The following is a 14,703-nucleotide window of genomic DNA, read 5'->3' on the forward strand; positions in this document are numbered from 1 at the left end:
TTAACATTTTTAAATGGTTAGCTTTCAATGATTTTTTAAAATTGAAAGTATTTCTTTACCTTTGAATTTCCTAAAAACGGAACAAGAATGGAAAAAAATCCAAAATTTGCAGTTATTGGCGGAGGAAGTTGGGCTACTGCTATTGCAAAAATGTTGTGTGAAAACCAGTCAGAAATTGCATGGTACATGAGAAGCACTTATGCTGTTGAACATATTAAACATCAATACCATAACCCAAACTATTTAAGTTCGGTAGAGTTTGATGTAAAAAAACTAAAACTTACAAATGATATAAATGAAGCTGTTGCTTATGCAGATTATATCATTTTTGCTATTCCATCAGCATTTTTAAGTGGAGAATTGGAACAACTAACTGAAAGCTTAGAGGGAAAAGTAATTTTTTCAGCTATAAAAGGGATTGTTCCAGAAACTAGTTTAATTGTTGGTGAACACTTTCATCAAAAATTCAATGTTCCTTACGAAAATATTGGGGTGTTAACTGGTCCTTGTCATGCAGAAGAAGTTGCAATGGAACGACTTTCGTATTTGACTTTAGCTTGTGGAGATAAAGAAAAGGCAAAGTTAATGGCAAAAAATGTAAGTTCAGATTATATTAAAACTAAAACTTCCGACGATATCATTGGAACAGAGTATGCTGCAATGCTTAAAAACATTTATGCCATTTCTGCAGGTATTGCACACGGTTTAGGCTATGGAGACAACTTTCAATCAGTTTTGATGAGTAATGGAATTCGTGAAATGAAGAAATTCATTAGCAAAGTACACAAAATGAAACGTAACATTAATAATTCAGCATATTTAGGTGATTTATTAGTTACTGGTTATTCTGTTTTTTCTAGAAATAGAATGTTTGGAAACATGATTGGCAAAGGATACACCGTAAAATCGGCGCAAATGGAAATGAGTATGGTGGCTGAAGGATATTACGCATCTAAAAGTGCTTATTTGTTAAATCAAAAGCACGGAGCAAAAACGCCAATTATTGATGCTGTTTATGCTATTTTGTATGAAGGAAAAGAGCCAAAAGCAGTGTTTAAAAAACTAGCAGATAAATTAGATTAATTTTTTTCGAAATTAGTCGTCATATACAAAAACAGACTTAACAATTTGATTTACAAAAAGTTAGTCTGTTTTTTGTTTTTAAAAAACCAACTTAAAATGTTGATTTTCAACAAATTAATCACTTTTCCCTTGGAGAAAAAATCATGTAGTAAATTTGCAAAAAAATAACTTATGGACCATTTAATAAATCATCCTGTAATTTTAGGTGTTTTTAGCATTATAATTATTGCAATGTTATTGCTAGATTTAGGTGTTTTAAACAAAAAAAGTCATGCTATATCCAATAGAGAAGCAGCTATGTGGTCAGTTACATGGATTTCTTTAGCAATGGGTTTTAGTGGGATAATTTATTATTACTTAGGAGCTGAGCAGTTTATGCAGTTTCAAGGTGCATATTGGATAGAAAAAGCACTTTCTGTAGATAACCTTTTTGTATTTATCTTAGTCTTTGGCTATTTTAATGTAGCTAAAGAATCGCAACATAAAGTCTTGTTTTGGGGCGTTCTTGGTGCATTATTTTTTAGAGCCATCTTTATTTTTACAGGTGTATGGATTTTAAATTACACGTATTTACCAGAAATGGAGCTTTTTGGTCATCTAGTAAAAATTAATTATTTACTAACCATTTTTGGATTTATTTTAATTATTGCCGGTTTTAAATCTTGGTTTAGTCATAGTGAAGATGATGGTGACAAAGATTTTTCTAAAAGTGCAGGTTCAAAATTAGTTCACAAACTATTTAAAGTAAGTCCGAATTTTGATGGCGATAAATTTTTCACGGTTCAAAACGGAATAAAAATGGTTACTCCATTATTGGTAGTTGTTGCAATAGTTGAGTTTACCGATTTGCTTTTTGCGGTAGACAGTATTCCTGCAATTTTTGCCATTGCACCAGATGATCCTTTTATTTTATACACATCCAACATATTTGCTATTTTAGGGCTTCGTTCGCTTTATTTCTTATTAGCCAACTTTATGTATATGTTTAGCCGTTTACACTACGGATTAGCGCTTATTTTAAGTTTTATAGGTGTGAAAATGATTATTGCACCCTTCTTTCATATCTCATCAATGGTCTCATTAGGAGTTGTAGGTGGAATATTGGTAATTTCTATTATTTGGTCATTAGTTTTTCCAATAAAAGATTAATCAACACTTACCTCATCAATAAAAATAAACGCATCTCCGTTTGATGGAAAACCTTGGTGCCATTCTGGTAATTTACCAAAATTGGTTGCAATAACTTTTACATATCTTGCTTTTTGAGCTGTAAACTTTAAATCGAATGATTTTATAACTGTTTCATATTCTTTTGGATCAACTGAATTTTCAACAGTTCCAACTTTTGTAAATTTGATATTGTCTTCTGATATGTGATACTCTACTTTAGTCGGCATCAATATCCACGAACGTGTGTCTTGCAAGTAATTTGAACTTATTTTAGAGATAATTTTCGTTTCCTTAAGGTCAATTACTGCTTCAAAATCTTGGTTTTGATACCCTTGCCATTCACCTTTTCTCCAGTTTTCATTACCAAATATTCCATCAATTAAACCTTCTGCTCCACCAGCATGGTATTGTGAATTGAATTTTGATTTAATATCAATAGTGTAATTGTTTGGTTTTTTGAAGAATTGTGCAGAAATAGTATTGCTTCTTGGTGGCTTTCCACCAGCCATTTCTTCTATATATGCTTCAATTTTTGAAGATTTACTAATTTCAAATGCTTCAGAATAAGGAATAAATGGTGGAATTACTTTTGAATCATCAAGAATTCTATAAAACACCTTTTGGTCAAACTGTTTTAAATGATGAATTTGAATTGTCATTTTATCTTTAAAAGATTTACTTTCAGCTTGAATTACGGGAACAGGAATAATTGATTTAAACTGTTCTTTTTTAACTGTTTCCCTACCTTCTTGATTTAAAAAACCTGTTCTGTCGTATGGTAATGAAACGAAAGCTTTTCTACCATCTTCTTTGGCAACTTTAACATTCTCAAAGTATGGATTAGTAGTTGTTTGCCAATAATCCTCTCCTGGTGTAACTTGATAAATCCCCATCGAACTCAACACATACCAAGCAGACATTTGTCCGCAATCTTCGTTTCCTATTAAACCATCTGGTGTGTTTGTGTAGAAATTATCAAGAATGTATTTTACTTTTTCATTAGTTTTTTCAGGTTTACCTACATAATTATACAAATACGCCATGTGATGACTCGGTTCGTTTCCATGTGCGTATTGACCAATTAACCCTGTAACATCTACTTGTTCTCTTCCTGTGGTTTTACTTTCAGAATTAAACATTTCGTCTAATTTGGCTTCAAACTTATCATTTCCTCCATAAGCATCAATCATTCCTTGAATATCATGAGGAACGAAAAACGTGTATTGCCATGCATTTCCTTCTGTAAAATTATTGTTGACTTCTCTTGGATCGAAAGGTTTGTCCCAGCCGCCATTTTTCTTTGGACGAATAAAGCCTGTTTCCCAATCGAAAAGGTTTTTCCAACTTTGCGAACGTTTCATGAAATAGTCGTAATCTTCTTTTTTATCTAAAAGCATCGCCATTTGTGCTATACACCAATCGTCATAGGCGTATTCTACGGTTTTAGAAACACTTTCATGGTCATCATCAATAGAAATGAATCCGTTTTTCTTATACGCTTCTAAACCTAAAACATCTCGCATTGCAGAAGCTTTACTGGCTTCAAAAGCTTTTTCATAATCAAAACCTTGAATTCCTTTAGCCATAGCATCGGCAATAACAGAAACGGAATGATAACCAATCATACAATCGGTTTCATTAGAAGCCAATTCCCAAACCGGTAATCTTCCACCTTGTTCGTATTGTTTAATAAAGGTATTGATATAATCTGAAGTTCGTTTTTTATCTATTAAAGTGTATAAAGGATGCGCTGCTCTAAACGTATCCCACAATGAAAAAACCGTATAATAATTAAATCCCTCCGCAATGTGAATTTCGTTATCTCTACCACGATATTTTCCATCTATATCTTGAGCAATATTGGGTTGCATCATGGTGTGGTATAAAGCTGTATAGAAAATGGCTAACTTATCTTCATCATTAGAAGTTACCTCAATTTTGGATAATTCTTTGTTCCAAAGTGTTTCTGCATCTTTCTTAACTTTTTCAAAATCCCAATGTTTGATTTCTGAACTGTTTAATTTAGCACCTTCATAACTTGTTGGCGAAAGTGATACTTTTACTTGAATTTTTTCTCCTTTTTTAACTTGTTTTGAAAAAGTAGCAGAACTTAATTCGACAATATCAGCTGTTTTATTCTGATTAGCTTTTTTACCAAAATAAATATTTTCAAAAGCTACATTGAACTCAATTCGAGCATATACATATTGATTTTGAGCCCAAGCTTCACTTCTTCTCAAAACTTCAATAGTCTTATTGTTTACAACTCGAATTCTTCCTTCCAATAATTTATCACGATGGTTTAAATCTAAAATAATATTGGCTTGACCGTCTTTATTAAAAGTATATTCATGAAAACCCACGCGTGTTGAAGTCGTCAAACGCACATCTATATCGTGTTTGTCTAATTTCACGGAGTAAAATCCTGCGGAAGCTTTTTCGTTGGTATGCGAAAAAGTAGAAGAATATTCTTTATTATCAACGACGGGTTTACCCATTGTTGGCATCAACATGATATCGCCATAATCAGAAACTCCGGTTCCATTCAAATGCGTGTGCGAAAAGCCATAAATTAAATTATCTGAATAATGATAACCCGAACAACCATCCCAACTACCATCGATTCGTGTGTCTGGAGACAATTGCACCATTCCATAAGGAACTGTTGCTCCTGGAAAAGTATGCCCGTGACCACCCGTTCCAATAAATGGGTTTACATGTTTCGCAAAATCTTGTGCAAACGAAGCGCTTGCTATGAAAAATAGGTATAGAAAAAAAATCCTCATTTTGTAGTTTTAAATAAATTATAAAATTGAGGAATTAATATGAGTTTAGCAATTCTATTTTGTGATTTAGTTCCCTAAACAAAGACATTATTTCACAAAAAAAGTAAAATAGAGTCGCAAAAATAACAGAAAAACACTTTTGTTTTTGTAAATTAATTCGGAGGTTTTGAAAAACAATTTTATATTAGCAAATCTAAAAAACTATAAAAAATGGAAAACAATTTATCAACAAAACAAGACTATAAATTAAATTATAGCGGAAAAGGAAGTGAGTTATTTGGAATAATAGTTATAAACTGGTTGCTTACAGTTATAACTTTAGGGTTTTACTATCCATGGGCTAAAGCTAAAGTATTGCAATATGTTTATGGATCTTCTTCATTAAACAATGATGCCTTTTCTTTTCATGGAACAGGAAAAGAAATGTTTAAAGGGTTTATAAAAGCAATGGTAATTTTTATTGCATTATATGCAATATTATTCTTGTTTATTCATCTAAAAATGCCTGTTGTTGGGCTTTTAGTTTTTTATGTTTTAATACTTGCTTTTATTCCTTTGGCAATTCATGGTTCTTACCGCTACAGAATGTCTAGAACCTCTTGGAGAGGAATTAGGTTTGGATACAGAGGTGATAGAAATGAATTTATAGCTTTATTCTTTAAAAACTTATTGTTTACAATTTTAACTTTAGGTATTTATGGGGCTTGGATGACAATTAATATTAGAAAATATGTATTAAGTAACATTCGATTTGGAAATATAAAATTTAAATATCTTGGTGATGGTGGAGATTATTTCTTATTGAACTTAAAGGGATATTTCTTAACTATTTTCACTTTAGGTATTTATTCGTTTTGGTGGCAAAGAGATATTTTTGAATATTTTGTAAACAATTTAAGCCTTGAAAACAATGACCAAAAGATAAAATTAAAATCTATAGCTACTGGTGGAGATTTTTTTAGTTTAATTTTCGTGAACATGTTAATCATTCTATTTACTTTAGGATTAGGTTATGCTTGGGCAATGACAAGAACTTTAGAGTTTGTGGCCAATAAAATTCAACTAGAAGGAGATATTGATTTAAATGCCATTGCTCAAACCGAAGAAAACTATAAAGACGCTACTGGAGAAGATATTAGCGACATCTTAGATCTTGAATTTATTTTCTAATGAATTCTTCCGCAATTTATTTTGACGGAAAATCGTCAACACCACAAAAAATTCAATTATCTTTTGATACTATTAGAGGTGTGCTAACTATTAGCGCACCTTCTTTTCAAAAAAGAATTAACCTTTTGGAGACAAAAAGCGTTAAAAATGATAATCATTTAACACTACAGTTTGGTGAAGATCAAGTTCAACAAATAAAAATTGATGATCTTAAGTTTATTGATACTATTCAGAAATATTTAAAACGAAACAACCAAATTAATTGGTACGATAAATTGATTGCTTTCAGCACAGGAACGCATATCGTTTTATCATTATTGTTTCTAGGTTTTATTGGAGCCTTGTATTTTTATTTTGTACCGTTTATTGCTGAAAAAGCAGTTGCAATTATTCCCGAAGATTATGATGACCAAATGAGTGGGTTATTTATAGATGAGTACTTAGAATCGGAAATTGTAGATGAAGAAAAAACCAAACTATTAAACGATTTCAGCCAAGAACTAAATCTAAATAATACAAAGCCATTAAAATTTACGGTTATAGAATCTTCTCTTGTAAATGCTTTTGCTTTACCTGATGGAAACATTATTGTATTTACAGGTTTATTAGATGAATTAAAAAGCGAAAACGAATTGGTAGGACTAATTGGTCATGAAGCTTCGCATGTAAACAGAAGACATTCAATGAAAATGTTGTGTAGAAACCTTTCTGGATACTTATTCATCTCTGCTATTTTTAATGATGTTAACGGTATAACTGCAGTAATTGGGGACAATATTCATAGTTTGCAATCGATGTCTTATTCAAGAACTTTTGAAAAAGAAGCTGACATTGATGCGTTGGCTATTTTAAATAGAAATAAAATTGACCCTAATGGTATGCTCCAGCTATTTGAAAGGTTGGAGAGTCATTCATCTATAGAGATTCCTGAATTTTTAAGTTCTCATCCTATTACTTCTGAAAGAAGTAATTACATAAAAGAACTTATTAAAAAGAACGAGTATGAAGTTAAAGAAAATAAAAGAATAAATGAACTATTCGTTAAAATGAAGAAAGACTCTAATTAGAGTCTTTTTTTATATTGCAATAACACCTCGTTTACTAATAACAGGCAAATCGGATTGGCCTTTTTCGTTTATAGAATTGGTTTTAAAAATAAATTTTTTATCGAACATTTTGTTACCGATAAAATAAGACAACATGAATTCATTATTCAATTGTAATAAATTATTCTCAAGGAATTCAATTCTTACTGCTGTTTGAGGTTCTACTTTTGCAAATGCATGTCGTAAAGACATTGTATTTCTTTGTTCTCCGTCAATTAAACCATAAGCACGAGAAACAACCATTGCCATTTCTAAAGTTTCATTTGTAGCATTTAACAAATAGGCATACCAACAATTTTCTTGGAAATCATCGCTCCATTCTTGTATAGCTACAACATGAACGTTTTCTACTTTTGGTATAATTATATCTGCTTTCATTTTAGATACTTGACTTAAATTGTTGTAAGAAACGAACGTCGTTTTCAAAAAACATTCTTATATCGCCAATTTGATGCAATAGCATTGCAATACGCTCAACTCCCATACCAAATGCAAACCCTGAATATTCTTCTGGATTGATTCCGCAGTTCTTTAAAACATTTGGGTCAACCATTCCACAACCTCCAATTTCCAACCAACCTGTACCTTTTGTAATTCTATAATCGGTTTCTGTTTTTAAACCCCAATAGATATCAATTTCAGCACTTGGTTCTGTAAATGGAAAATAAGAAGGTCTTAGACGAATTTTTGACTTTCCGAACATTTCTTTTGTAAAGTGTAATAAAGTCTGTTTTAAATCGGCAAACGATACATCTTTATCAATATACAATCCTTCCACTTGATGGAAAATACAATGTGAACGAGCAGAAATTGCTTCATTACGGAAAACCCTACCCGGTGAAATTGTTCTAATAGGCGGTTTATTGTTTTCCATATAACGCACTTGCACAGATGAAGTATGCGTACGCAATAACGTATCTGGATTGGTTTGAATAAAGAAAGTATCTTGCATATCACGCGCTGGGTGATATTCCGGCAAGTTTAGTGCAGTAAAATTATGCCAATCGTCTTCAATTTCTGGACCTTCAGAAACGTTGAAACCCACATTTGAAAAGATATCAATAATTTGATTTTTTACAAGTGAAATTGGGTGACGAGAACCTAAGTTTAATGGATATCCAGGACGTGTTAAGTCGCCATAAGTTCCTTTAGATTCTTCTTTGCTTTCAATTTGATCTTGTAAAGACGCAACTTTTTCTTCGGCAGAAGTTTTCAGTTGATTGATTACTTGTCCGAATTCCTTTTTCATTTCGTTTGGAACATTTTTAAATTCGGCAAATAACTCTTTTAAAAGGCCTTTGCTTCCTAAAAATTTAATTCTAAACTCTTCAATTTTCTCTTTATTATCGGCTTGAAAAGCGTTTACTTCTTCAATGTGTTTTTTAATCTGATCAATCATCGTTCTTGCTTATAAAGGTGCAAAGTTAAGAAAAAGGTTTTAGGTTTTAGTTTATGGGTTATAGGATTTTATATAACACTAATCTATTAGCTCTTTATCAATAAAATAATTTACGATAGCATCTTTCATTAAAATAGATTGTTCACCTGCTTTTAGAGGTGGCAATTGTTCTTTTACCGCATAATGAGGCCAGCCTTCGTTATCGAAATATTCAAATTCATAATAACCATAAGGTTCTAAAACTCTACATATTGCAATATGCATTAAGTTTATTTTTTCGTCCTTTTTAAACTCAGCATTGAATTTTCCTAATTCTTGTACTCCAATTAAATATATAATAGCGTCTAGGTCTAATACATCGCCATCCGCAAATTTATCAGAAAGCAGTTTTACTACTTTGTCCCAGCGTTCTTTAAGTTGTTCGTCTCTTGACATTTTTTTGGGTTTTGGGTTTTAGGTTTTGGACTATAGGATTACAAATACCATTTACCAAACTCCTATTACCAATTTGGTGCAAAGATAGTAAATTGACTTTCGTTAATTCTTTTATCTTTGTTCTTTCATCTATTTTCTTTTTTATGAGTTTTATTGATATTATTTTCGCTGTATTATTAGGCTACGCCATTTACAAAGGGTTAAAAAATGGCCTTTTTGTTGAAATTGCATCACTTCTTGCTTTAGTTGTTGGAATTTTTGTAGCCATAAAATTTTCGCATATTGTAAGAGCTGTGATAGAAACAAAAGTAAGTTGGGATCCAAAATACATAGAAATAACTGCTTTTGCATTAACTTTTATTACTGTTGTAGTTGTAATTCATCTTTCGGCTAAATTGCTGACTAAAATTGTTGATTTTGCTTATTTAGGTTGGATTAACCGATTAGCAGGTGCGGGATTTAGTGTTCTAAAAACCATATTAGCTTTGAGTATTGTTATTCTATTGTTCGAAAAAATCAATGTAAATAATATGTTGGCAAAACAAGAAACTCTTGATGAGTCAATTTTTTACAACCCAACTAAAGAAATTTCAGCTTTTGTTTATCCGCAAATTGAAGAATGGTATGAAGGACTAAGTGACGAAAAAGAAACTAACTAAACTCATAAAAAAGAAATGCAATTAATTGAATTAAAAACTTTAGAAACAACAATCGCAATTGTAGTGTTTTTTATTATCCGTTATTTAATAATTAGGTCAATTGATAAAACTGTTGCTAATAATATGCTACATAAAACTAGAGGAAAAATAATTAAAAAAATTGTTCAAATAATACTCCTATCAATAACCCTGATTTTTATTTTAACTGTTTGGGGGGTAGATCAATCTGAGTTATTTGTATTTATGGCCTCTGTTTTAACTGTTATAGGTATTGCCCTTTTTGCACAATGGTCATTATTATCAAACCTCACTTCTGGTTTGATAATATTTTTTAATCAATCTGTAAAATTAGATGACACAATTATTATTTTGGATAAAGATTATGAATTAGAAGGCCGAATAAGCGATGTTACCTTATTTTTCGTAAAATTAAAAACAAAGAATGATGAAGAAATTTTTTTACCAAACAATGTTTTTTTACAAAAAATGATTAAAAAGAAAAATTTAAAATCTTAATATGATTTCATTTCCTTCAACTCCTTAATTGCGTCTTTTTCTATCCAACCTTGGGTTTTATCAGTTAATTGAATTTTTTTCCAATTGTCTAAAGTTTCCAAAACAAATACTTTTGTTCCTTCGTGTAGAACCAATACATCGTCTGTACTACTTTTTGGCTCTGCTTTAACATTAACCGCCGAACTGAATACAATGGCCGGTTTTGTTTTTACATCGTTTTGTTTTTGTAAAAAAGCCGCTGAAAGGGTGATTAAAATCCCAACTAAAAACACAAACATTCCAGTAAAGAATATTCGTTTAATTACTGTTGTATTCCCAAAATAATACCCTAAAAAAGTGAGTAAAAATAATAGCGACATGATTACTGCAATCCAAGCCCATGAATCATAATGCCATTTGCCTACAAAAGCATAAATGGCCTTTGAAACACCCACTTCTGGAACAGTTTTAATATCGTCAATGGCCTTTTTTTGTGCAAATTCTAAATTGGTTTTCACAACCTCATCATTTGGGTTGAACAATAACGCTTTTTCAAAATTATAAATCGCTGGGGCTATTTTGTCTAGTTTGTAATAGCAGTTTCCTAAATTGAAATACAATTCGGCAGATTCTACTTTCAAATTCGAATTTATGAACTCATATTTAGCTGCTGCTGCTTCGTAATTTTCTTTTTTATACAATTCGTTTGCATTAGCAAATGCTTTGCTTACTTCGTCAGATTCGTTTGCAAAAACAACGGTTGAAAGTAAAATAAAAACGATGCTTTTTAGTATAGTCTTCATATTATAGTTGTTTTGAAAGGTCAGAAATTATTTCAACAGCTTTGTCGTAATCTTTTTGCATTGCTACATCAGATGACGGTGTATAACGAGCAAACTCGCAATCGTTCATTAATTGCATAAATTGTGCTACATCGTTTTCATTTGCTTGTTTATCACGTAACATTTCTTGAATGTTTTCTTTACTCATTTCTGAAGTTTCAATGTGTAATTTTGCTTTCAAGAAATTGTGTAACGCTTTTTCCATTGCCATATAAAATGGCACCTTATTACCCATTTGTTTTTTGGCGTCTGACAAGAATTTTTTAGCCAAGCGATTGTTTCTTTTTACTTTATTGCCAAAAACATCTGCATCGATAGCTTCTTTTTTCTTCTTCGCTAAAATGACAATTGGAATTAAAAGTAAAGGGGCAAACAATAACGAATAGAATAAATTTGAACCTAAGAAATCTTTTTTAGTAACTGATTCGAATTTAGAATTTAATTTTATGAATTGGAAAACGTTATTTTTAACAACTTCTTTTTTATTAGACGCAACTGCATTTGTGTTTGCCGTAAAATTTGGATTATCTAAAACATCAATCGTAATTTCTTCAGAAGTTATGGTTTTATAAGTTTTTGAACCTAAATCAAAGTAACTGAAAGTTATAGGTTGAATCGTATATTTTCCTTTAAACTGAGGAACAATTGTATAAGTGTCTGAAATTTTACCGTTCATTCCAGATAAAGGTGTTTTTACTTCTTCTTTATGTTGCGGATCAAACACTTCAAAAGCACTTGGGAATTCAGTTTTTGGTAAATCGAATAATTTTAAATTTCCATTTCCTGAAACTGCTATTTCCAAATCTAACGATTCACCTGTTTTTAATTTTGTTTTTGATGGTTTTACTTTAAATGTAAAATTACCTACCGCACCAGTAAAATCAGTTGGTTTACCATTTTCAGGAAGCGGTTTTACATTAATAGTTCTTGAACCAGCCGTAACTGTTTTGGTAGTTAATTGATACGATTGCTGTCCAAACATGTTTCTTCTTCCAGAAGGAACTTGAATTTCTAGATTAATAGAAAGTGGTTCTATTGGTTTGTTTCCTGCTTCAAGCGGATATAAAATTACTTTTCGCCACATCACCATTGCATAGTCTTGTCCGTTATAAGTAGCTTCGACAGCTTCTAATTTTTGAATATCAATATGTTGACTCCAAAAACCATTATACTTAGGGTTTTTAAGCTCTTTTACATTTCGAATAATAAATCGTGGATCAAAATACAATTTGTAAACAACCGTTAAAGGTTCATTCACGTATGGATTTGAATTAGAAATTTCAGCTACTAAATGAACCCCTTCTCCTGCAACATAATCTGGACTATTGGGATCTTTTGGAACAGGAATAGCATCGGTTACAGTTACTTTAACAGAAGATGATTTTATAATTTCATCTTTGTACTCAATTGTTGCTGGTTTAATGGTTAAAACCCCTTTACGATTAGGTTGTAAAATATAAGAATAGCTAAGACTAAATGACTTTACTCCGTTAATCCATGAGAAATTTCGAGATTGAAATGGACCTCCAACTAATATAAAACCATCAAAATCGGGAGCTTGAAAATTATCCGCATCTTCATTTACAGAAAACTGAACCTGAATTCGTTCATTTAAACCAACGGTGTTCTTACTCACTTTAGCCTCAAGCCTTACTTGAGCTTGAAGAAAAGAAGTTAAAAAGAGAACTATAAATATTACTGTCTTTTTCATTTTATCAATCGCATGGATTTCTATTTCTTTCTACCAATCTTTTTCGTTTGTTAGTGGACTAGCTTTTACTTTTTTAGCATTTATTTTGTCCTGAATTTTTTGTTCAGAGTTGTTTACTGCATTCAGTAAATTTTCTATTTGTTGCTTGTTTGCTCCAGAAGGTTTTGGGTTAGGTTGTTCTTTTTTATCTTCATCTCCTTTGTCATTTTTATCCTTTTTATCGTCGCCTTCTTTCTTGTCGTCTTTCTTATCTTTACCGTCGTCCTTTTTATCTTGATCTTTTTTATCCTTGTCTTTTTGGTCTTGGTCTTTTTTATCTTTGTCCTTATCCTTGTTTTTGTCTTTATTCTTGTCTTTTTTTGGAGGATTTTCTTTTAATTTTTTCTTTGCCAAAGCATAGTTATAACGTGTTTCATCATCAAGTGGATTATTACGTAATGCGTTTTTATAAGCATCTACTGCGCCTTGATAATTTTTTTCCAACATAAATGTATTTCCTAAATTATGAAATGCTTTATGTTTCTCTTCTTTTGTTTTGGCAACTTCAACAGCAGTTGCAAATTTATACTTCGCTTCTGAAGGTTGATTTTGACGGTAAATACTATTTCCTAAATTGTAATTTGCAACTGCTTTTTTATCAGCATTATTCGATTGTGAAACTCTTAAATTAGATTCAGATTTCACATACTCTTTTTCTTCAAAAGCTGTTGTACCATCGTATAAATTTTGGTCTTTATTTTGACTAAAAAGTACTGATGTAATAAACAAAACTAAAGCTACTGTTATCTTTTCCATCTTACTTATTATTAAATAAATTTAGTTTTTGAATCCAAGCTGTTTTCTTTTCAAAAAAGAAAACATCAATTAATATTAAGAAAAAAGCAACTGCAAGAAACCATTGATATTGAGTTTGATATTCGGCAATTTGTTCTGTTTCAAACTCAGTTTTTTCAATGTTATCCATTGCATTTTTTAATCGGTCTAAAGCTTCTTTTGTATTATTACCTGCTATATAACCACCGTTTGTGTTTTTTGCTATTTTTTCTAAAATATCAGTGTTTAATTTGGTAATAACCGTTTCACCTTTACTATCCTTTTTATATTCTGAAAGAGAACCGCTTTCATTTTTGATTGGAATAGGCCCACCATTTTCTGTACCTACACCAATAGTAATTATTTTTATTCCTTTTTCTTTCGCTAATTCACTTCCTGCATCAGAATCTGCTCCATGATCTTCTCCGTCTGAAACTAAAATGATTAGTTTACTGGTGTCGACAGCATCAAAATAGGTTTCGGATAATCGAATAGCATCGTTTAAAGCAGTTCCTTGTGAAGAAACCATGTTTGTATTCATGTTTTGCAAATACATTTTTGCAATACTGTAATCAGTTGTCATTGGTAAAACCGGATAAGCACTACCTGCATAACCCACAATTCCTACTCTATCGTTACCTAAAGTACTGATGATACTAGAAATTAATTGTTTTGATTTTTCTAAACGATTAGGCGCAATATCTTCGGCCAACATACTTTTTGAAATATCTAAAGCGAAAACAATATCAATTCCTTGACGTTTTACGGTTTCCATTTTAGTTCCAATTTTTGGGTTTACCAAAGCAATAATTATCGAAACTAAAGCAAGTGATAAGGTTACAAACTTTAAAACTGGTTTAAAACTAGAAGCTTCTGGACTTAATCGTTGAACCAATTCTAAATCGCCAAATTCTGCTCTTTTTTTTCTTCTCCAAAACAATTGAAACAAGAAAACAACTACTAATAATGGAATTATTAATAGCAAGTATAAATATTGTGGATTTTCTAATTGATGATACATCGTTTCAATTTCT

14 protein-coding genes are annotated in these 14,703 nt (G+C 31.1%); 6 read left to right on the forward strand and 8 right to left on the reverse strand.

All coding sequences use genetic code 11. The features are described from left to right. The first annotated feature begins 87 nt into the window (after positions 1-87). Together ACQ65T_RS03030 and ACQ65T_RS03035 are read left to right on the forward strand one after the other, a co-directional pair. On the forward strand, positions 88-1,083 hold the full coding sequence (locus ACQ65T_RS03030; RefSeq protein ID WP_430399621.1) for an NAD(P)H-dependent glycerol-3-phosphate dehydrogenase: 996 nt from the start codon (positions 88-90) through the stop codon (positions 1,081-1,083). 171 nt (positions 1,084-1,254) lie between these two features. Beyond that, positions 1,255-2,232: a TerC/Alx family metal homeostasis membrane protein gene (locus ACQ65T_RS03035; RefSeq protein ID WP_430399622.1), complete on the forward strand. Its 978-nt coding sequence runs from the start codon at positions 1,255-1,257 to the stop codon at positions 2,230-2,232. Here ACQ65T_RS03035 and ACQ65T_RS03040 read toward each other — a convergent pair. Then, positions 2,229-5,039 (reverse strand): GH92 family glycosyl hydrolase, encoded by a 2,811-nt coding sequence (locus ACQ65T_RS03040; RefSeq protein WP_430399623.1) that lies wholly within the window; start codon positions 5,037-5,039, stop codon positions 2,229-2,231. The two genes, ACQ65T_RS03035 and ACQ65T_RS03040, sit on opposite strands and share 4 nt — an antisense overlap. Before the next feature lie 210 nt (positions 5,040-5,249). Between ACQ65T_RS03040 and ACQ65T_RS03045 the strand changes: the two genes are divergently transcribed. Together ACQ65T_RS03045 and ACQ65T_RS03050 are read left to right on the forward strand one after the other, a co-directional pair. Further along, on the forward strand, positions 5,250-6,209 hold the full coding sequence (locus ACQ65T_RS03045) for a YjgN family protein (RefSeq protein WP_430399624.1): 960 nt from the start codon (positions 5,250-5,252) through the stop codon (positions 6,207-6,209). Further along, positions 6,209-7,276, forward strand: coding sequence for a M48 family metallopeptidase (locus tag ACQ65T_RS03050; protein ID WP_430399625.1), 1,068 nt, complete (start codon positions 6,209-6,211; stop codon positions 7,274-7,276). Before ACQ65T_RS03045 ends, ACQ65T_RS03050 begins: the two co-directional genes overlap by 1 nt. A gap of 9 nt (positions 7,277-7,285) precedes the next feature. On the opposite strand, the gene ACQ65T_RS03055 is transcribed toward ACQ65T_RS03050, so the two are convergent. From ACQ65T_RS03055 to ACQ65T_RS03065, 3 genes are all read right to left on the reverse strand, one after another. After that, a complete protein-coding gene (locus ACQ65T_RS03055; RefSeq protein ID WP_430399626.1) occupies positions 7,286-7,693 on the reverse strand; it encodes a hypothetical protein in 408 nt (135 codons plus the stop codon). Between the two features lies 1 nt (position 7,694). Beyond that, on the reverse strand, positions 7,695-8,714 hold the full coding sequence (gene pheS / locus ACQ65T_RS03060) for a phenylalanine--tRNA ligase subunit alpha (protein WP_430399627.1): 1,020 nt from the start codon (positions 8,712-8,714) through the stop codon (positions 7,695-7,697). 78 nt (positions 8,715-8,792) lie between these two features. After that, positions 8,793-9,149 carry a hypothetical protein gene (locus tag ACQ65T_RS03065; protein WP_430399628.1) on the reverse strand — a complete coding sequence of 119 codons (357 nt, stop codon included), beginning with the start codon at positions 9,147-9,149 and terminating at the stop codon, positions 8,793-8,795. A 143-nt stretch (positions 9,150-9,292) separates the two neighbouring features. Here ACQ65T_RS03065 and ACQ65T_RS03070 point away from each other — a divergent pair, with 143 nt between their 5' ends. Together ACQ65T_RS03070 and ACQ65T_RS03075 are read left to right on the forward strand one after the other, a co-directional pair. Beyond that, the gene (locus ACQ65T_RS03070; protein WP_430399629.1) at positions 9,293-9,808 is read left to right on the forward strand and encodes a CvpA family protein; all 516 of its coding nucleotides are present in this window, start codon (positions 9,293-9,295) and stop codon (positions 9,806-9,808) included. A gap of 15 nt (positions 9,809-9,823) precedes the next feature. Continuing rightward, positions 9,824-10,324: a mechanosensitive ion channel domain-containing protein gene (locus ACQ65T_RS03075; protein WP_430399630.1), complete on the forward strand. Its 501-nt coding sequence runs from the start codon at positions 9,824-9,826 to the stop codon at positions 10,322-10,324. Here the strand turns inward: ACQ65T_RS03075 and ACQ65T_RS03080 are convergent. The 4 genes from ACQ65T_RS03080 to ACQ65T_RS03095 are packed head-to-tail and all read right to left on the reverse strand — an operon-like array spanning position 10,321 to position 14,690. Further along, complete coding sequence (locus tag ACQ65T_RS03080) at positions 10,321-11,106, reverse strand: tetratricopeptide repeat protein (RefSeq protein ID WP_430399631.1); 786 nt, start codon at positions 11,104-11,106, stop codon at positions 10,321-10,323. The genes ACQ65T_RS03075 and ACQ65T_RS03080 overlap by 4 nt on opposite strands. Position 11,107: 1 nt before the next feature. After that, positions 11,108-12,856 carry a BatD family protein gene (locus ACQ65T_RS03085; protein WP_430399632.1) on the reverse strand — a complete coding sequence of 583 codons (1,749 nt, stop codon included), beginning with the start codon at positions 12,854-12,856 and terminating at the stop codon, positions 11,108-11,110. A 30-nt stretch (positions 12,857-12,886) separates the two neighbouring features. Further along, positions 12,887-13,651: a tetratricopeptide repeat protein gene (locus ACQ65T_RS03090; RefSeq protein WP_430399633.1), complete on the reverse strand. Its 765-nt coding sequence runs from the start codon at positions 13,649-13,651 to the stop codon at positions 12,887-12,889. A 1-nt stretch (position 13,652) separates the two neighbouring features. Next, on the reverse strand, positions 13,653-14,690 hold the full coding sequence (locus ACQ65T_RS03095; protein WP_430399634.1) for a VWA domain-containing protein: 1,038 nt from the start codon (positions 14,688-14,690) through the stop codon (positions 13,653-13,655). Between the last annotated feature and the right edge of the window lie 13 nt (positions 14,691-14,703).

Origin of the sequence: Flavobacterium sp. (assembly GCF_965284515.1) — a bacterium.
Classification (GTDB): Bacteria; Bacteroidota; Bacteroidia; order Flavobacteriales; family Flavobacteriaceae; genus Flavobacterium.